The following is a 19,061-nucleotide window of genomic DNA, read 5'->3' on the forward strand; positions in this document are numbered from 1 at the left end:
GCGAGCGTCCGGGGCGCCGTCCGGTGGAGGCCGCGCGCATCGCCCCCCGGTGAGGTGGCCGCGCCAGGTATCACCGCTGGTCAGGGGGGTATGGCCGTCGGGGCGAGCGGCGGGGGGCGAATCGGGGGCGAGATGGGCGAGGTCATCAGGGCAGTGCTGCCGCTCACGTTGGGGGTGCTGGTCAGCCCGATTCCGATCATCGCGATCGTGGCCCTGCTGCTGACGCCGCGCGCGCGGGACGCGGCGCTCGGGTTCCTGGCGGGGTGGACGGCGGGCATCGTCGCCGCGACGACGGTGCTACTGGTGATCGCGAACGTCATCGGGATGAATTCCGACACCGGCGAACCGAAGACATCGGTGTCGGTGATCGTACTGCTGCTGGGCATCCTCGTGCTCACGATCGCCGTCCGGCAGTGGACGGGGCGGCACGAGGACACCCACCGCAACCGCCTGGAGGGCGTCACGCCGGTGCGGGCCGTCCAGCAGGGGCTGCTGCTCTCGATCCTCAACCCCACGAACCTGCTGATGTTCGTCGCTGCGGCGATCGCGGTGTCGCAGGGCCTGCTGAGCGTCGGCGGGGAGGTCGTGGCGGTCGCGGTGTTCTCGCTCGTCGCGGCGTGCGGGGTGGCGGTCCCGGTGGTCGTCTACCTGGTCGACGCCGCGCGGTGGCGGCCCCGGCTGGACGCACTCGGCGCGTGGCTGGAGCCGAACCGCGCGACGGTCGTCTCGGTGCTGCTGCTGGTGATCGGGGTCGTCCTGCTGGCCAAGGGCATCGGCGGCCTGATCGACTGAGGCTCCGCTACCCCAGCAGGGCCAGCTCCAGATGGGCGGAGACGATCCAGTTGGGGACGTCGACGACCTCGGAGATCTTCAGGTCGGCGGCGACGCTCGCCAGCAGGTAGGCGTCGGCGGGGGCGAGGCCGGTGCGGGCGGCGACCTCGGCGACGAGGTGGCGGGTGGCGTCCCGGGCCGCCTCCATCAGGTCGGGGCCGATCCCGGTGGTGACGAGGGCGCGGCCCGTGCGGTGGGTGCGCGGGTCCGACTCGATGAGCGGGGTGGGCGGTGCGGCGCCCTTGCGCAGCCCCACCCGGAGCCGGATGGACGCCTCGGTCTCGATCCCGGTGCCGCAGACCTCGCCGTCGCCCATCGCGGCGTGCGCGTCGCCGAGCGACAGCAGCGCGCCGTCCACCCCGACCGGCAGGACGAGCCGGGCGCCGGGCCCGACGTGCCGGATGTCCATGTTGCCGCCCCAGCGTCGCGGCGGGACGATCGAGTGCGCGCCGGGCTCGGGCGGTGCCACCCCGATCGTGCCGATCATCGGGACGACCGGGACGCGCACTCCCGGCAGCGGCTCGGCGACCCCGTCCGCGATCTTGGAGACGCGCAGGTGCGGGTCGGGGAAGTCGTCGGCGAGCAGCCCGAAGCCGGGGATGCTCGCGGTCCAGCCCCAGTCGCCGACCGCCATCTCCAGCACGTCGATCACCAGGGCGTCCCCGGGGCGGGCGCCCTCGACCAGGAACGGTCCGGTCACCGGGTTGACTTGGGCGAAGTCGAGCGCGGCGACCTCGGCGGTGCCCGCGTCCGGGCCGAGCTGCCCGCCGCTCGCGTCGGCGGTCTCGACCGTGAACTCCGCGTCCGGGACGAGCGAGACGACGGGCGGGATCGCGTTGTTCCAGGCGTTGTGCACGCTCGTGCGGCGGATGTGCATCAGTCCTCCAGGTTCAGGTCGGTCCCGCGGCCCGAGAGCCGGTAGAACACCAGCACCAGGACGCCGGCGGCGAGCCAGGCCAGCCCGCCGGTCTTGGCCCGCGCGTCGGCGTTCCACAGCACCGAGCCTATGATCACCGCGCCGAGCGCCGGCGCCACGACGTGCAGGTGCCAGCGCGTGCTCCGGTTCCGCAGCGTGAAGTGCACGAACACCGCGAGGTGCAGCAGCAGGAACGCGAACAGCGCCCCGAAGTTCACGAGCGACGACAGCAGGCTCACCTGGCCGGTGAACGACAGCCCGAGCACGAGCGAGATCGCCGCGACGAACAGCAGGGCGCGCTCGGGCGTCCGCCGCGTCGGGTGGACGTGCGCGAGGAAGGCGGGCAGCTTGCGGTCGCGGGCCATGCTGAACAGCAGCCGGGACGTCGCGGCCTGCGCCACCAGCGAGTTCGCCACGCCGGTGGCGAGCGCCGCCGCCACCGCCGTCATGTTCTTGAGCCAGCCCCCGCCCGCGATCCAGGCGATGTCGTAGAACGCGGAGTTGGTGGCCTCGTCCCCGGCGAACTCGGTGCGGCCGGGCACCAGCAGCGCCGCGATCCACGTCTGGACGACGAACAGCCCCGCGACCAGGCACAGCGCCAGCAGCGTGGCGCGCCCGACCAGCCGCCGGTCGCCGCCCGCCACCTCCTCCGACAGCGTGGAGATCCCGTCGAAGCCGAGGAAGCTCAGCACCGCGACCGACAGCGCCCCGAAGATCAGACCCGGCGTCAGCAGGTCGGGGTTGACCAGCGGGTCGAAGGAGAACCGCGCGCCGTTCTCGCCGCGCGCGACGGCGGCGGCGCCGAAGGCGACGAACACCGCGAGCGCCACCAGCTCGGCGAGCAGGAACAGCCGGTTCAGCCGCGCGGTCGTCTCGATGCCCAGGTAGTTGATCACTGTGTTGACCACGACGAACATGACGATCCAGCACCACTGCGGCACCTCGGGCCGCAGCGCGTGCAGCGCCGCCGCGCTCATCACGTACAGCAGGGTCGGGACGAGCAGGTAGTCCAGCAGGATCGCCCAGCCCGCGAGGAAGCCGGCCTTGTCGTTGATGCCGCGCCCCGCGTAGGAGTAGACGGACCCGGCGATCGGGAACGCGCGCGACATCTCCCGGTAGCTGAGCGCGGTGAACGCCATCGCCACCAGCCCGATCAGGTAGGTCAGCGCGACCATGCCCCTGGACTCGTTGAACACCGCCCCGAAGATCGTGAACGGCGCGATCGGGAGCATCATCACCAGGCCGTACACGACCAGGTCGGGCAGCCGGAGCGAGCGGCGGAGCTCCTGGGCGTAGCCGAAGGACTCCAGCGTCCGCGCGCCGGAATCCTCCGGCGCGGGCTCCGCGGGCTCGGAACGGGCGGTCGTCATGGCGCACACGCCTTTCGGTCGGCCGCGCGGGCCGGTGGGAGCGGACGGACGCGGCTGTGAGAATATGCCGAGAAAGGTCTAAGTTCTAGACCTTTCCAGCGGGCCGGGGGCGGCGTGCGGGGCGGAAGCGTGCCAAGGGGACGGGACGGCGAGGGGCAGGGCGGGGCGGGCGGGCTCGGCCCGCTGCGTCCGGCGCGGACCGGCGAGCAGGTCGCGCACCGGCTGGCGACGGCGATCGCGCTCGGCGAGTTCGGCCCCGGCGACCGGCTGCCCAGCGAGCGCGACCTGGCCGCGCTGCTGCGGGTGAGCCGGGAGAGCGTCCGGGCCGCGCTGCGGGTGCTGGCCCGCTCGAACCTGGTGGAGATCCGGCGCGGACGCGGCGGCGGCGCGTTCGTCGTCGCCGCGAAGGACGAGTCCGGCCGGGCGGCCGCGCCGGAACCCTGGGCGGAGCTCGCCGAACTGCTCGACTACCGGCGCCTCGTCGAGGGCATGATCGCCCGGACCGCCGCCGAGCGCGCCGGTGCCGCCGACCACGCCGCCCTCGCCCGCGCGCTGGCCGCCTGGGACGCCGCCGCCACGACCGCGCAGGCCCGCGAGCGCGACGCGGGGCTGCACCACGCGGTGGCCCGCGCGACCCACAACGGACGCCTCGTCCAGCTGCACGAGCGGCTAGCGTCGGAGCTCGCCCTCGGCGTCCCATCCGGCCCGGACGACACCGCCCGGGCCCACCACCACGCCCTGGTCGCGGCGATCGCGCGCGCCGACGGCGACGGTGCCGCCCGCGTCGCGACCGAGCACTTCACCGTCGCCGACGCCACCCTCACCCCCCACCCCCACTGACCCCCGCCCGGGGCCGACCGCGCGGGTTCACCGGGCGGTCATCCGCCGGGTGACCGGGCGTTCCGCGCGGCGGGGACGTTGCCGGGGTGTGCACCGTCCCCCGCCTCCGCTCCCGGCCGGGACGCGTGGCCGCCGTCGCCGCGCTGGTGGCGTCCGCGGCCGCGTCCGGCCCCGTGCCCGGCGTCCCGCCCGCCCCCGCACCCGTCCGCGTCGCGGTGGCCGCCGCCCCCGCGCCCACCGGGCCGTGCCGGGGTTCGGCGCCCGCCGACTTCGACGGCGACGGCGCGTCCGACCTCGCCGTGGGCGCGCCGCACGCCGCCGTCCACGGGCAGGCGCGGGCGGGCGCGGTGGCCGTCCGCGCCGCGTCCGGTGTGACCTGGCTGGACGGGGACGGCGCGGCCCGCCTCGGCGAGGGCTTCGGCGGCGGGCTGGCCTCGGGCGACTTCGACCGGGACGGCTGCGGCGATCTGGCCGTCGGCATCCCCGACCGGGTCTTCGGGGCCCGCCGTCCCGGCGCCGAGGGCGCGGGCGCGGTGCGGATCTACCTGGGCTCCCCGTCCGGGCTCCGGCCCGGGCCGCTGCTGACGGCGCGCTCCCTGCACCGCCCCTACGGCACCGACCGCTTCGGCGCGTCCCTCGTCGCCGCCGACCTGGACGGCGACCACGACGACGAACTGGCCGTCGGCGCCCCGGGGCTGCGGGGCGGCGGCGGGGTCGCGGTCTTCGGCCTGCGCGGGCGGACGCTGCGCCCCGGCCCGCTGATCACGCAGCGGACGTCGTGGGTGGGCCAGTCGGCGGCGGAGACCGACGGGTTCGGGAGCGTGCTCGCGGCGGGCGACTTCGACGGCGACGGCCGCGCCGAGATCGCCGCCGGCGCCCCGGACGACGGCGCGCGCGGCGCGGGCACGGTGACCGTCCTCGACCCGCTGGAACGGTCCGCGAACTACGTGTCGCAGGACGAGCCCGCCGTGGACGGCGCGTCCGAGCGCGCCGACGGCTTCGGTTCCGCGCTCGCCGCCGCCGACCTCGACGGCGACGGCCGCGACGACCTCGCCGTCGGCGTACCCGGCGAGGACCGTGACGGCTCCGCTGACCTCGCCTCGGGCGCCGTCCAGATCCTCGCGGGCCCCGGCATGACGCAGATCGGGCCCACCCGGTACGGACGCGGCGACTACGACCGCCTCGGATCGGCGCTCGCCACCGGTGACCTGGACGGCGACGGATCCGCCGACCTCGCGGCGGGCGCGCCCGGCGCCGGAACGGTCCTCGTCCTGCGCGGCAGGAGGCGCAGGGCGACGACGATCACCGCGCCGCTCGCGCCCTACAGCCGGTTCGGCGGCGCGCTGGCCGCCCACGGCCGGACGCTGCTGGTCGGCGCGCCGGGCGCCGACGGCTTCGGCGGCGCGGTCTTCGAGTTGACCGCGCCGCCCGGGCGGCCGAAGCGGATCCCGCTGCCCGCCCGGGGCCTCACCGGATACAGCCTCGGCTGACCGTCAGCCCAGGCGACGAATGCGGCCGCGCGTGGGCAGACCGAGCAGGGCGAGCACCCTCAGGCCCCGCCGCGACCCACCGCCCCACGGACGCACAACCACGCACGTCAGGCAAGGTTTCACCGCCCAGGTCGTCGGCCACGGTCGTCAGGCTTGGTCGACCTGGAGGTTGGTGCGGTGAGCGTCCTTCGGCGGCGGCCCGCGTCAGGGGCACCGCCCAGGCTGTCGGTCGCGGTCGTGGGGCGTGGTTTTGTCGGCCAGGCCGTTGGGTGTGGTGGTCAGGCGCGGTCGACTTGGAGTTTGGCTCGGTAGGCGTCCTTGGGGAGCGGCTTCGTTGACTGCCGTTCGGGGGTGAGTCCGACCAGCGAGACGCGGAAGCCGGGGACGGCCGCCGTCTTCGCGGTCGTGCCGGCGACGTGCAGGTCGTGGGCGGTGGGGGCGGCGTTCTCGGCGGTGATCGTCAGGCGCACCGTCGCGTCGCCCGCCCAGACGCAGTTGACCGTGACCGGGCAGCGGCTGTCGTCGCGGACCTCGTCGAACCGGACGGTGAGGCCGCCGCCGTCCAGCCGTCCGGTCTCGCCCGGCGCGAGCGTGAACGCCGCGCCCGGTTTGATCGTGGGGCCGTCGGTGCCCGCGGACGCGCCCGACGCGCACGCGGCGAGCGCGGCCACGAACGGGACGAGCAGCAGGAGCGGGAGCGGCCGGAGTCTCATGTCGGCCATGATTCCTCCTGGAACAGGGAGCTGGCATGACTTCGACGCGTGTCTTCCGTTCCCGGTTCCCTTCGGGCCCGACTCAGCGGGACGAACCCGACAGCGACCGTGCGCCGTCCGGGACGGTGAACGCCGCCGCCACCGACGACGGCGCGCCCCGGCGGGTGACGTGGGGCAGCGTGTGGAACTCGGCGCGCAGCTCACCGGCGCCGACGCGGCCGAGCAGGAAGCCCCGGCGCTGGTCGATGAGCGCGATGTGCGGGTTCTCGGCGCGGACGGCCGCGTTCTCGGCCGGGTCGTGGTAGCCGTCGCCGTCGCTGGAGACCGACGTGGCGACCAGCTCCACGCCGACCGGTGCGGAGGACGGGTCGTCGAAGTCGGCCAGCAGGTCGCAGGCGTGCGCCACGTGCACGTCGCCGGTGAGCACGACGGGGTTGGCCGCCCGTGAGGCGGTCAGGGCGCGGGTGAGCCGGTCGCGTTCGGCGGCGTAGCCGTCCCAGCCGTCCAGGGCCATCGCGCGGCCGGGGCCGAGCCGCAGGTCGCGCTGGGCGAGGAACACCTGCTGCGCCAGGATGTTCCAGCGGGCCCGCGACCCGCGCAGGCCCGCCTCCAGCCAGCGGAGCTGCGCCGGGCCGAGCAGGGCGCGGCGGGTGTCCAGGCGGTCGTCGCAGCCGGCGCGCAGCCCGTCCTCGCAGGGCTGGTCGGAGCGGAACTGCCGGGTGTCGAGCAGGTGCAGCGCCGCCGTCCCGCCCCACTCCAGGCGGCGCGTCAGCGTGATCCGGCCGTCCCGGCGGAACGCCGAGGGGCGCAGCGGCATGTGCTCGTAGTAGGCGCGGATCGCGGCCCGCTTGCGCGCCGGGAACCCGGGGACCTTCGTGCCCGGAACGTTCCCCGCCCAGTTGTTCTCCACCTCGTGGTCGTCCCAGATCACCGCCCAGGGCGCGGCGGCGTGCGCGGCCCGCAGGTCGGCGTCGGTGCGGTACTGGGCGTGCCGCCGCCGGTAGTCCGCGAGCGTCAGGCACTTGCCGGGCGTGTGCCGCCGGACGACCGGGACGGTCTCGTCGTCGCCCGCCGCGTCCTCGTAGAGGTAGTCGCCCAGGTGCACGACCAGGTCGGGGTGCCGCTCGGCCAGCCGCCGGTAGGCGGTGAAGTAGCCGCGCTCGTAGTCCGCGCACGACACGGCCCCGAACGTCAGCGGGGCCATCGCGCCGGGCGCCGGGGCGGTCCGCGTCCGCCCGGTGGGGGAGAGGTGCCCGTCCGCGCGGAACCGGTAGAAGTACTCCGCGCCCGGACGCAGGCCGTTCACCTCCACGTGCACGCTGTGAGCGCCCGCGGGTCGCGCCGTCGTCCGGCCCGAGCTGATCACCCGCCCGAACCGCCCGTCCTCGGCGACCTGCCATTCGACGGTGACGTCGCGGTCCGGCATGCCGCCGTGCCCGTCCTCGGCGAGCGGACGCGGCGCGAGGCGCGTCCACAGGACGAAGCCGCCGGGCGCCGGGTCGCCGGACGCGACGCCCAGCGCGAACGGCTCCGGGGTCCGCCCGGTGAACGGGGTGAGGGTCGTGCCTGCCAGGAACGTCCTGCGTGTCACGTCCACGGCGTCCAGTGCAGAGCACCGGATCGAGGACCAGCCGACGATCAGGGCAACGCGGAGTGAAGCTCCCGTAGCGCCCCGGAGCCGACATGTCGACCTGGCTAAATAACAGAAAGTAGCGAAGAGTAACGTTCTGTGCATGGGGGAGTGCCGGAAGGGCTGGACGGGGCCGGACGGGCTGCGGGTGGTCGCGGTGCGGCTGAAGGGCGCGCACCGCGTGTGGGCCGACCTGGCGGAGGTGCCGGGCGAGACGGCCTTCCTGGTCACCAGGAACGGCGCGCTCGTCGGCTACTACCCGACCGTGGAGGCGCTGGCCGAGGCCGTCGACCTGGCCGAGCTGAGCATGGAATGAGCGCCCGGCCGCTCAGGGGCGGATCCGGTAGAGCGCCTCGGCCACGTCGTGAACGTCGGCGCCGAGGTCGAACGCGCTGAACAGGTACAGGTCGTCGGCCGTCTCGATCTCCAGCAGCCGCGTGTGCAGCAGCAGGCGGCGCCGCTCGTCCACGCGGATGGCGGTCACCGCGCTCCACGGGAGGTGGCGGCGGCCCGCGTAGCCGGTGACGACCGCGACGCCGCCCGGGTCGGCCGCCACCCGGACGGGCGCGACCAGGTCGCGCAGCGCGAGCGCGGCCAGCCCCACCGCCGCGACGCCCGCCAGCAGCAGGCGCTCGACGTCCCCGGCGTTCGCGACGGCCAGTGCCGCCACCACGGCCGCCGCCGCGCATTTGGCCACGATCTGCTTGGTCGGCACCCGCCAGCGCGCCGAGACCCCGGTGTCACCCTCCATGACGTCACCGTAGCGGCAAGTGTCCTCTATCCCTATCAAGGCTGGTCTGCCCGCACTTGTCGTAGTGGGTTCCGATAACGTCGGCTGCATGCGACTGGGTGTGCTGGACGTGGGCTCGAACACCGTGCATCTGCTGGTGGTGGACGCCCACCAGGGGGCGCGGCCCCTTCCCGCGTACTCCCACAAGGCGGAGCTGCGCCTCGCCGCGCACCTGGAGGACGGGGACCGGCTCTCGACGGAGGGCGAGACCCGGCTGCGCGCGTTCGTCGACGAGGCGCTCCAGATCGCCGAGGACAAGGGCGTGGAGGACCTCGTGGCGTTCGCGACGTCCGCCGTCCGGGACGCCTCCAACGGCGAGGAGGTCCTCGCGCGGCTCCGCACGCAGACGCGGGTGGACATCAGCGCGCTCTCGGGCGAGGAGGAGGCGCGGCTGACGTTCCTCGCCGTCCGGCGGTGGTCCGGCTGGTCCTCGGGGCGGCTGCTGGTCGTCGACATCGGCGGCGGCTCGCTGGAGATCGCGGTCGGCATCGACGAGGAGCCCGACGCGGCGTTCTCGCTGCCGCTCGGCGCGGGCCGGCTCACCCGCGACTGGTTCACCGCCGACCCGCCGTCCGCGGACGAGGTGCGCGGGCTGCGGCGGCACGTCCGGGCCGAGATCGCCCGGCATGTCGGCGAGGTCGCCCGGTACGGGCCGCCCGACCACGCGGTCGCCACGTCCAAGACGTTCAAGCAGCTCGCGCGGATCGGCGGCGCCGCCCCGTCCGGCGATGGACCGTACCAGCGGCGGGTGCTGCGCGATGGCGAGCTGACCGAGTGGGCCGACCGGCTCGCGCGGATGCCCGCCGCCGAGCGGGCCGGGCTGCCGGGGGTGTCGGAGCGGCGCGCCCCGCAGCTGGCGGCGGGTGCGATCGTCGCGGACGCGGCGATGGACCTGCTCGGGCTCTCCGAGCTGGAGGTCTGCCCGTGGGCGCTGCGCGAGGGCGTGATCCTGCGCCGGCTCGACATGATCACCGGCTGACGCCCGCCGCCGGCCGGCGCTTTGCGCCGGCTGACGCTTCGTCCCAGCGCCCGCTGTCCGGATCCGGACGCGGGCCGATGACCTGCGCGTGATGCCGGTATGTCCGTTTTAATGATCCATGAAGGAACGCGATATGTCTTGACGCTCGGGAGGTGTCGACGTAGGAAGTAGCGCGGCGGCACACACCCGAGGAGTTGGTGATCCATGGCGGACGCAAACCGGTTGTCCTCCCTGCCCTGCGGCCGGGTCGGCAAGTTCGTCGTCGTGGCGATCTGGGTCCTGCTCATCCTCCCGGTCGGCGGCATGCTGGCCGGCAAGCTGACCGACGCGCAGACGAACGAGGCGTCGTCGTGGCTGCCCAAGAACGCCGAGTCGACGCGCGTCGTCGACGCGTCCGAGAAGTTCGTCCCCGCCGACACCTTCCCCGCCGTGGTCGTCTACCACCGCGACGGCGCCCCCGTGACCGCCGCCGACCAGGCCAAGGCGGCGGCGGACGTGGCGCGCCTCCGCGCCGTCACCGGCGACCCCAAGGGCTCCAGACCGCCGCACGGGATCACCGAGAACGTGCAGGGCCCGACGCTCGCCAAGGACGGCAGGGCCATCCAGACGATCGTCAACGTCAAGGTCGGCAACGACGGCTGGAACCTGCTCGGCCCCGCCGTGGACGACTACCGCGACATCGTCCAGCACGGCGCCCCCGGATTGAAGGCGCACGTCACCGGGCCCGCCGGGTACGGCGGCGACTTCAGCAACGTGTTCTCCGGCTTCGACAAGACGCTGCTGTTCATCACCGCCGCCATCGTCATCTCGATCCTGCTGATCACCTACCGCAGCCCGATCCTGTGGCTGGCGCCGCTGCTGTGCGTCGGCATCGCGCTCATGGCCGCCGACGCCGTCGTGTACCTGCTGGCCGAGCACGCCGGGCTCACCGTGAACGGGCAGGCCGCCTTCATCCTCACCGTCCTCGTGTTCGGCGCCGGGACCGACTACGCGCTGCTGCTGATCGCCCGCTACCGGGAGGAGCTGCGGCGGCACCGCGACCGGCACGAGGCGATGGCGATCGCGCTGCACCGCGCCGGGCCCGCGATCGTCGCGAGCGGCTCCACCGTCGCGATCAGCATGCTCTGCCTGCTGATGGCCACGCTCAGCTCGACCAAGAGCATGGGGCCGGTGATGGCGGTCGGCGTCGTCGTCGGGCTCGCCGCGATGGTCACGCTGCTGCCCGCGCTCCTGGTCGTCTGCGGGCGGTGGGTGTTCTGGCCGCGGCGGCCGCGGTACGGCACGCCCGAGCCGACCGAGAGCGGCACGTGGGCGCGGGTCGGGACGTTCGTCGCCGCCCGCCCCCGCGTCACGTGGCTGACCACGGCGGTGGTGCTCGGCGCGTTCGCGTTCGGGCTGTTCGGGCTGAAGACCGGCTCGCTGCCCAGCAAGGACGCCTTCAGCTCCGGCAAGCCCGACTCGGTCGTCGGCGAGGAGGCCCTCGTCCAGCACTTCCCGGCGGGCAGCGGGTCACCGGTGCAGGTCGTCGCCAGAGCCGGGACGCAGGACGCCGTGAAGGCCGCGCTCACCCGGGTACCCGACATCACCGACGTGCGGCTCGCCGGGAAGGACCCGGGCCGTCCCGTCGACGGCCTCGTCTACCTGGAGGGGACGCTCACCGCCGCGCCCGACGGGCAGAGCGGGTTCACCGCGATCGAGCGCGCCCGCGACGCGGTGCACGCGGTCCCCGGCGCGGACGCCGAGGTCGGCGGCGGCACCGCGGTCACGCTCGACATCAGCGACGCCTCCCACCACGACCAGAACGTCGTGATCCCGGTCGTGCTCGTCGTGGTGCTGCTGATCCTCGCCGTGCTGCTGCGCTCGCTGGTCGCGCCGCTGCTGCTGGTCGCGACCGTCGTGCTGTCGTTCGCGGCGGCGCTCGGGGTGAGTGCCCTGGTCTTCGACCACGTGTTCGGATTCCCCTCGGCCGACCCGTCGTTCGCGCTCTGGACGTTCGTGTTCCTCGTGGCGCTCGGCACCGACTACAACATCTTCCTGATGACGCGCGTCCACGAGGAGGCGAAGCGGCACGGGACGCGGCGCGGCGCGCTCATCGGGCTCGCCGCGACCGGCGGGGTCATCACCTCGGCGGGCGCCGTCCTCGCCGGGACGTTCGCCGCGCTCGGCTCGCTGCCGCTGGTGTTCGTCACCGAACTCGGCTTCACGGTCGCGTTCGGGGTGCTGCTGGACACCTTCGTCGTCCGGTCGGTGCTGGTCACCGCCCTGAACCTGGACGTCGGACGGCACCTGTGGTGGCCCAGCGCCCTGGCCCGCCCGCGCGCCGAGGAGCCGCCCGTCCCGCCGAGGGAGGCGGCCACGGCCGGGCACAGCGAACCCTGACCGCGGGGTTACCAGCTCGGGTGACCGAACGTGCTCCCCGCGGGGGTGACCGATCGGTCGCCCGTGCCGTCCGCGCGGGCGGCACGGACCTCCGGCTTCTCCAGCGCCCCCCGGACATAGCAGATCCAGTGTCCGTCGCGGGACCATCCCGGGTCCATCTCGCTCGCGTCCGTCCGCGCCAACGGGCGCGCGCCGCTCCCGTCGGCCTTCATCACCCAGATGTCGGTCTCCCCGGACGCGCCGCGCGTGTAGGCGATCATGGAGCCGTCCGGCGACCACGCGGGGTCGACCGAGCGGACGCCGTCCCGGGTGAGCCGCGTCCACGGGTTCGCGGGATGGTCCGGATCGAGGGTGTAGAGCTGCTCGACGCCGTCGCGCTTGCTCCAGAACACGAGCCGCCCGGTCCTCGACCACATGGGGTCGTCCTTGGCGGACGCGTCGCTGGTGAGCTGGGTGATCGTGCGCCCGCTGACCGTGATGGTGAGGAGCTGGCCGATGCGCGTGTCGCCGACGTAGGCGAGCCTGGTGCCGTCGGGCGACCAGGTCACCCGCCCGCCCGCGATGTCGGTGATCTTCCGCTGGTGGCCGCCGTCCGCGTCCATCACCCACGCCGACGACCGGAGGCCCTCCCTCTGCGTGAACGCGATGTACCTGCCGTCGGGCGACCGGACGGGCAGCATGTCGCACGCCGAGCCCCGGACCAGCGGCTTCGGCGCCGCGTCCCCGGCCCGGTAGGTGCCGATGTCGGCGTGGCAGGTCTTCGGCCACCCGGGCGCGGTGTCGATCCGGACGAGCATCGGCCCGGTCGGGAAGCCGGTGGCGGCGGGGGAGGCATGGGAGCCCGGCTTCTCCTTCTCATCCCCTCCCAGGAGCAGGTAGGCGCCGGCCGTGATGACCACGACCCCCGCGACGAACAGCGCTCCGCCGAGGACGAACCGCCCGCGCCCCGCCTTGCGCGCGGCGCGCACCGGGGGAAGCGGTGCCGGGGGAGTCGGCGCCGCCGGGAGGGGCTCGGCGAGCGTCGGCGCGGGGGACGGGGGCATGGTGACCGGTTCCGGCGGGCGCGGCGGCGGGAGGGGGGCGGGCGGCGGCGGGGACCAGGACTCGCCGAGCGTGCTGGTCACCGCGGCCTCGTCGCCGCCGCCGACCAGCGCGAGCAGCAGGTCGCGGGCGGACGGGCGCCGCTCCGGCTCCTTGGCCAGGCACGCGCGGACGAGCCCGGCGAGCGGCGCGGGCAGCGCGCCGAGCTCCGGTTCGGCGTGCACGGCGCGGGCCGCCATGATCTGGAACGAGCCCTGCCCGAACGGGTTGCGCCCGCCGGCGGCGTAGGCGACGAGGCAGCCCCAGGCCCAGATGTCCACGGCCGGGCTGACCTGCTGGGTGAGGATCTGCTCGGGCGCGATGAAGCCGGGCGTGCCGATGACCTGGCCGGTGCGGGTGTGCGCGCTCGGCTCCTCCAGCGCGCGGGCGATCCCGAAGTCGATCACTCGCGGGCCCGTGATGGACAGCAGCACGTTGCCGGGCTTGAGGTCGCGGTGCACCAGGCCCGCGCTGTGGATGGCGACGAGCGCGGCGGCCACCCCGACCGCGACGCCGTGCAGCATGCCGGGCGACAGCGCGCCGTTCTCCCGCACGTGCTGGAGCAGCGTGGGCCCGTCGATGTACTCGGTGGCCAGGTAGGCGAGGCCGCCGTCCTCGCCGTGTTCGAGGACCTGCGCGGTGCAGAACGAGGCGACCCGCTGGGCGTTGGCGGCCTCGTCGTGGAAGCGCGCGAGGAACATCGGGTCGCTCGCCAGCTCGGGCTGGACGACCTTCACCGCGACCGGCCGCCCGGCCGGGTCGCGGCCGAGGTACACCGCGCCCATCCCGCCCGCGCCGATCCTGGCCTCGATCCGGTACCGGCCGACCTGGGCGGGGTCGTCCGCGCGCAGTTCTTCCGGGGCGGCGGCCCCGGAAGACGGACGGGATCGCGGGCTCTCCATAGGCGTTCCTTTCGCCCCCCGGAGAGCCGCGTCTCGGCGGCCGCCCACGCGACGGCACGCGGCCCCCTCCGGCACCCAACGATGGCAGAGGACGGGGCGTCCCGGCCACTCCGGATCCACTTCGGTTCCCCTCGGGAACGCGCCGGAAAAGGTCAACGGTTGCTCAAGTCCGGCCCGGCGCACGGCAAAACTCCGTCACCCGTCCCGAAGACGGAGATCCCCGCCGCACAGGCGGGCATACTCTGCGGACCAGTCGGATCAACTCAAGATCGAACCAGTGCGGCTCGGTGGGGAGAACCCGTGATCGGCCCATGGACCCGGGCGAAGGCCGCGACGGCGGCCGTACTGCTCTGCCTGCCGCTGGTCGAGGGCTGCTCGGGGAACGCCGACCGTCCCGCGCGCGCCGCCTCCGACGACACCACCGTCCGCGCCGTCGACCCCGCCGCCGTCCCCGGTGTCACCGCCGTGACGCGCGTCGAGCAGGGCGCGGCGCGCCGCGTCTACGCCGCCTACCCCCGCGTCCGGGGCGCCGAGCCGCTGACCGAGCGGCTCGCGGCGCTGGTGGACGAGCAGATCCGCCCCTTCACCGCCCACACCGCCGACGCCGAGCCGCTGCCGGGCGGCGGGGTGCCGGAGCTGAACGTGCAGTGGTCGCTGACCGCCGCGTCCCGGCGGATCGTGGGCGTGCGGCTGGTGACCTGGCAGTTCCTCGGCACCTCCGGCGGCGAGGCGCGGCGCACGCTCTGGTACGACGGCGTGACCCGCACCGCGCACCCCTCCGCCGACCTGATCTCCGGCCGTGTCGGGCTGGCCGCGCTCGCCCGGCACGTCCGCGACCGGCTGGGCTCGCGGGCCAACCCGGCGCAGGTCCGGCCGGACCCGCAGACGTTCCCCTCGCTGGGCTTCAACGACGACGGCGACCTGGTGGTGGAGTTCAGCGACTACACGGTGGCGCCCGGGTCGGCGGGGCGCGTCGCCGTCGCGCTCGACCGCGCGGTGTCCGAGCCGCTGCTGTCGGCGCTGGGACGCCGGGCGCGGGACGCCGCGCTCGCGCCCCCGGTCGGCCGCCCGCCGCCCACCCGCGAGCTCGCGGCGGCCCGTCCGCCGCCCGCCCGGGTGGACTGCGCCGCCGCCAAGTGCATCGCGCTCACCTTCAACGACGGCCCCGGCCCCTACACGCGCGAGCTGCTGCGCGCGCTGGAGGAGCGCCGCGCCCGCGCCACGTTCTTCGTGGTCGGCGACAACGCCGCCGCCGACCCCGCGCTGATCCGCACGGCCGCCGAGGCGGGCCACGAGTTCGGCAACCAGACCCAGAGCCACCGCGACCTGACCCGGCTCCCGACCATGCAGATCAACTCCGACGTGCAGCGGACGCAGGACGTCCTGCGCCGCGCGATCGGCCACTGCGTCACGCTGCTGCGGCCGCCCTACGGCGCCACGAACAGCACGGTCGCGGGCGTCGCGAAGTCGCTCGGCCTGGTGCAGGTGCTGTGGAGCCTCGACCCGGGCGACTGGCGCGAGCGGAGCGCGCGGAAGATCGCCGACCGGGTCGTCGAGGGGGCGAGGCCGGGCGCGGTCGTCACGCTGCACGAGAGCCACCGGCCGACGGCGGACGCCGTCCCGGGCATCCTCAGGCGGCTCGCCGCGAAGGGCTACACGTTCGTGACCGTCTCGGAGCTGATGGCGGGCCGCACGGTCCAGCCCGGCGGCCAGTTCTCCGGCATGTGACGCCCGGCGCGTGACACCCGCTATGTGACGCGTGGCGCCCGGCGTGTGACAGCAGTTATGCGGCGCCCGGCGCGTGAGACCGGCGTGTGGTGCCCGGCGCGTGACGGCCGGTGCGTGACGCCGGGTCAATGGAAGTCGCGGGAGCGGGAGCGGCCCGGGACGGGCAGCCGCCGCAGCCGGGTCGCGCGGACGTTGGTGACGCCGTCCGCCCGCTCCAACCGCCCTCCGACGAGCAGCGCCTGCGCGTCGACGGCGAGGCCGCGGTGCCGCTGGAACACCGGCGGCGGGCACACGACGTTGATGATCCCCGTCTCGTCCTCCAGCGTGATGAACACCATGCCGCCCGCGGTCGGCGGGCGCTGCCGGTGCGTGACGAGCCCGGCGACGAGGACGTTGGTCTCGCCCGGGACGTCCGCGAGCCGCTCCGACGACAGCGCGCCCAGCTCGTCCAGCGCCGCGCGGACGTGCGCGACGGGATGGGTGTGCGAGACGCCCGTCGCCCACAGGTCCGCGAGCGTCTCCTCGATCGGCGTCATGGCGGGCAGCGCGGGCGCCTCGGCGCCGGGCGTGACGCCCTCGATCCGGCCGGGCCCCGAGCCCGCCAGGGCACCGGCGGCCCACAGCGCCTCGCGGCGCGTCACGCCGAGGGAGCCGAACGCCCCGGCGGTCGCCAGCGCCTCGAGCGCCGCCGCGGGCACCGGGACGCGCCGGGCCAGGTCCTCCATGCTCGCGTAGGGGCGTCCCGCCGCGATGGCCTCCGCCGTCTCGGTGCCCAGGTTGCGGACCCCGTCCAGCCCGGCCCTGATCGCGGGCTGCGCCTCGTCGGGCGCGTGCGGATGGGGGCTGTCGACCTCGACGGGCTCCTCCAGCGTCGGGTGGACGTCGCTGGCGTTGATGTCCACGCCCCTGACCACCACCCCGTGCCGCCGCGCGTCCGCCAGCAGGCTCTGCGGGCTGTAGAAGCCCATCGGCTGGTTGCGGACGAGCGCCGCCGTGAACGCCGCCGGGAAGTGCCGCTTCAGCCAGGCGCTCGCGTACACCAGGTGCGCGAAGCTCTGCGCGTGCGACTCGGGGAACCCGAACCCGGTGAACCCCAGGATCTTCTGGTAGACGTCCTCGGCGACGTCGGCGGGGATGCCGCGCTCGGCCATGCCGTCCAGCAGGCGGCGCCGGAGCCGCTCCACGCGCTCGGGAGCGCGTTTGGCGCCCATCGCCTGCCGGAGCTGGTCGGCCTCGGCGGGGGTGAACCCGGCGCAGTCCACGGCGAGCTGCATCATCTGCTCCTGGAACAGCGGGACGCCGAGCGTGCGCGACAGCGCGGGCTCCATCAGCGGGTGCGGGCACGTCGCGGGCTCCAGGCCCTTGCGGCGGCGCAGGTAGGGGTGGACGGACCCGCCCTGGATCGGCCCCGGGCGGATCAGCGCGACCTCCACCACCAGGTCGTAGAACTCGCGGGGCCGCAGCCTCGGCAGCGTCGCCATCTGCGCCCGCGACTCGACCTGGAACACCCCGACCGTGTCGGCGTCGCCCAGCATCTCGTACACCCGCGGGTCGTCCGGCGGGATCGACTGGAGGTCGTGGCGGCGGCCGTGGTGCTCGGCGACGAGGTCGAAGCAGTCGTGCAGCGCGGCGAGCATGCCGAGGCCGAGCAGGTCGAACTTGACGAGCCCGGCGGAGGCGCAGTCGTCCTTGTCCCACTGGAGGACGCTGCGTCCCGGCATCGTCGCCCACTCGATCGGGCAGATCTCGCCGACCGGGCGGTCGGCGATCACCATGCCGCCGGAGTGGATGCCGAGGTGCCGGGGCAGCCGCAGCATCCGGCCCGCGAGGTCCAGCACGGGCGCGGGCACGTCGGTCTCGGTGCCGACCGGGTCGCGCGGGTCGATGCCCTTGGACCACGCGTCCTGCTGGCCGGGGGAGAATCCGAGCGCGCGCGCCGCGTCCCGGACGGCCATCCGCGGCCGGTAGCTGATGACGTTCGCGACCTGCGCCGTGCACTCGCGCCCGTACTTGCCGTAGACGTACTGGATCGCCTCCTCGCGGCGGCGGTGCTCGATGTCGAGGTCGATGTCGGGCGGGCCGTCGCGGCCGGGGGACAGGAACCGCTCGAACAGCAGCCCGTGGTGCACCGCGTCGACGCCGGTGATGCCGAGCGCGTAGCAGACCGCCGAGTTCGCCGCCGACCCGCGCCCCTGGCACAGGATGCGCTCCCTCCGGCAGAACTCCACGATGTCGTGGACGATCAGGAAGTAGCCGGGGAATCCGAGCTGCTCGATGACGTCCAGCTCCCGGGCGATCTGCGCGTACGCGCCGGGGACGCGCTCGGCCTCCGGCGGGCCGTAGTGCCGCAGCGCGCCCTCCGCGACGAGGTGCCGCAGCCAGCTCGCCTCGGTGTGCCCGTCCGGGACGGGCCAGTCGGGCAGCCGGGGCGCCACCACGCCGAACCGGAACGCGCACGCGGCGGCCAGCGCGACCGTCGCCTCCCGGACGCCGGGGAAGCGCGCCAGCCGCGCCGCCATCTCCGCGCCGCCGCGCAGGTGCGCGGTGCCGCCCGCCGGGAGCCAGCCGACCATGTCGTCCAGGCCGCGCCGGGAGCGGACGGCGGCCATCGCCTGCGCCAGCCGCGCGTCCGGGCCCGGCGCGGCGAAGTGCACGTTGTTGGACGCGACGACGCCCGCGCCCACCCGCGCGGCCAGCGCGAACAGGACGTCGTTGCGGTGGTCGTCGTCCGGCTGGTCGTGGTCGACCAGCTCGACGAACACGTTCTCGCGTCCGAACATGTCGATCAGGCTGCGGAGTTCGCGTTCGGCGGCGTCCGGGCCCTCCGCCTCCAGTGCCGCCGGGACGTGGCCCTTGCGGCAGCCGGTCAGCACCGCCCACGTCCCGTCGTGGGCGGCGGCGAGCGCGTCCAGGTCGTAGACCGGGCGGCCCTTGCGGCCGCCCGCGAGCTGCGCCGTCGTGATCGCCGAGCAGAGCCGCGCGTACCCGGCCGGGCCGCGCGCCAGCACCAGCAGGTGCCGTCCGCCCGGGTCGGGCTCCCCGGCGCGCGGCCCCGGCAGGCCGAGGCCCAGCTCCGCGCCGAACACCGTGCCGATGCCCGCCTCGTCCGCCGCGCGCGCGAACTGCACCGCCCCGTACATGCCGTCGTGGTCGGTGATCGCCATGGTCTGCACGCCCAGCCGCGCCGCCTCGGCCACGAGCGCCTCGGGGTGGCTCGCGCCGTCCAGGAAACTGAACGAGGAGTGGCAGTGCAGCTCCGCCCACGGCACGCTCCCCGGCGCCACCTGAGCCGGGCGGGGTGCGGGCTCCGGCTCGGGCTGCGGCTCCGGCGCGGCGGACGAACGCCACGACAGCCGCTCCTCGAACTCCCGCCACGGCACCGGCGGGTTGTTCCACCCCATCACGACCTCGCC

14 protein-coding genes are annotated in these 19,061 nt (G+C 75.0%); 7 read left to right on the forward strand and 7 right to left on the reverse strand.

The annotated features are described in order from the left end of the window. The first annotated feature begins 132 nt into the window (after positions 1-132). Positions 133-792 carry a GAP family protein gene (locus K2F47_RS23105; RefSeq protein ID WP_242907004.1) on the forward strand — a complete coding sequence of 220 codons (660 nt, stop codon included), beginning with the start codon at positions 133-135 and terminating at the stop codon, positions 790-792. Between the two features lie 7 nt (positions 793-799). Here K2F47_RS23105 and K2F47_RS23110 read toward each other — a convergent pair whose 3' ends face one another. Together K2F47_RS23110 and K2F47_RS23115 are read right to left on the reverse strand one after the other, a co-directional pair. Continuing rightward, positions 800-1,708: an acetamidase/formamidase family protein gene (locus K2F47_RS23110; protein ID WP_242907005.1), complete on the reverse strand. Its 909-nt coding sequence runs from the start codon at positions 1,706-1,708 to the stop codon at positions 800-802. Beyond that, complete coding sequence (locus K2F47_RS23115; RefSeq protein WP_242907006.1) at positions 1,708-3,117, reverse strand: APC family permease; 1,410 nt, start codon at positions 3,115-3,117, stop codon at positions 1,708-1,710. The genes K2F47_RS23110 and K2F47_RS23115 overlap by 1 nt, the downstream gene beginning before the upstream one ends. A gap of 129 nt (positions 3,118-3,246) precedes the next feature. On the opposite strand from K2F47_RS23115, the gene K2F47_RS23120 reads away from it, so the two are divergent. Both K2F47_RS23120 and K2F47_RS23125 read left to right on the forward strand, forming a co-directional pair. Continuing rightward, on the forward strand, positions 3,247-3,957 hold the full coding sequence (locus tag K2F47_RS23120) for a FadR/GntR family transcriptional regulator (protein WP_242907007.1): 711 nt from the start codon (positions 3,247-3,249) through the stop codon (positions 3,955-3,957). 86 nt (positions 3,958-4,043) lie between these two features. Next, entirely contained in the window at positions 4,044-5,447 is a 1,404-nt protein-coding gene (locus K2F47_RS23125; protein WP_242907008.1) for an FG-GAP repeat protein, read from the forward strand. A 278-nt stretch (positions 5,448-5,725) separates the two neighbouring features. Here the strand turns inward: K2F47_RS23125 and K2F47_RS23130 are convergent, their stop codons facing one another. Both K2F47_RS23130 and K2F47_RS23135 read right to left on the reverse strand, forming a co-directional pair. Further along, entirely contained in the window at positions 5,726-6,169 is a 444-nt protein-coding gene (locus K2F47_RS23130) for a hypothetical protein (protein WP_242907010.1), read from the reverse strand. Between the two features lie 73 nt (positions 6,170-6,242). Continuing rightward, on the reverse strand, positions 6,243-7,757 hold the full coding sequence (locus K2F47_RS23135; protein WP_242907012.1) for an alkaline phosphatase D family protein: 1,515 nt from the start codon (positions 7,755-7,757) through the stop codon (positions 6,243-6,245). Positions 7,758-7,893: 136 nt separating this feature from the next. On the opposite strand from K2F47_RS23135, the gene K2F47_RS23140 reads away from it, so the two are divergent. Then, positions 7,894-8,106, forward strand: a complete 213-nt coding sequence (locus K2F47_RS23140) for a hypothetical protein (protein WP_242907014.1) — start codon at positions 7,894-7,896, stop codon at positions 8,104-8,106. 12 nt (positions 8,107-8,118) lie between these two features. Here K2F47_RS23140 and K2F47_RS23145 read toward each other — a convergent pair whose 3' ends face one another. Then, the gene (locus K2F47_RS23145) at positions 8,119-8,541 is read right to left on the reverse strand and encodes a PH domain-containing protein (RefSeq protein ID WP_242907016.1); all 423 of its coding nucleotides are present in this window, start codon (positions 8,539-8,541) and stop codon (positions 8,119-8,121) included. Positions 8,542-8,629: 88 nt separating this feature from the next. On the opposite strand from K2F47_RS23145, the gene K2F47_RS23150 reads away from it, so the two are divergent. Together K2F47_RS23150 and K2F47_RS23155 are read left to right on the forward strand one after the other, a co-directional pair. Next, the gene (locus K2F47_RS23150) at positions 8,630-9,559 is read left to right on the forward strand and encodes a Ppx/GppA family phosphatase (protein ID WP_242907018.1); all 930 of its coding nucleotides are present in this window, start codon (positions 8,630-8,632) and stop codon (positions 9,557-9,559) included. Between the two features lie 204 nt (positions 9,560-9,763). Continuing rightward, complete coding sequence (locus K2F47_RS23155; RefSeq protein WP_242907020.1) at positions 9,764-11,938, forward strand: MMPL family transporter; 2,175 nt, start codon at positions 9,764-9,766, stop codon at positions 11,936-11,938. An 8-nt stretch (positions 11,939-11,946) separates the two neighbouring features. Here K2F47_RS23155 and K2F47_RS23160 read toward each other — a convergent pair whose 3' ends face one another. Continuing rightward, complete coding sequence (locus tag K2F47_RS23160) at positions 11,947-13,920, reverse strand: protein kinase domain-containing protein (RefSeq protein WP_242907022.1); 1,974 nt, start codon at positions 13,918-13,920, stop codon at positions 11,947-11,949. A 300-nt stretch (positions 13,921-14,220) separates the two neighbouring features. Here K2F47_RS23160 and K2F47_RS23165 point away from each other — a divergent pair, with 300 nt between their 5' ends. After that, complete coding sequence (locus K2F47_RS23165) at positions 14,221-15,648, forward strand: polysaccharide deacetylase family protein (protein WP_242907024.1); 1,428 nt, start codon at positions 14,221-14,223, stop codon at positions 15,646-15,648. Positions 15,649-15,773: 125 nt separating this feature from the next. Here K2F47_RS23165 and K2F47_RS23170 read toward each other — a convergent pair whose 3' ends face one another. After that, positions 15,774-19,049 (reverse strand): error-prone DNA polymerase, encoded by a 3,276-nt coding sequence (locus K2F47_RS23170; protein WP_242907025.1) that lies wholly within the window; start codon positions 19,047-19,049, stop codon positions 15,774-15,776. Between the last annotated feature and the right edge of the window lie 12 nt (positions 19,050-19,061).

This window comes from Actinomadura terrae, assembly GCF_022751215.1.
Taxonomy (GTDB): Bacteria; Actinomycetota; Actinomycetes; order Streptosporangiales; family Streptosporangiaceae; genus Spirillospora; species Spirillospora terrae.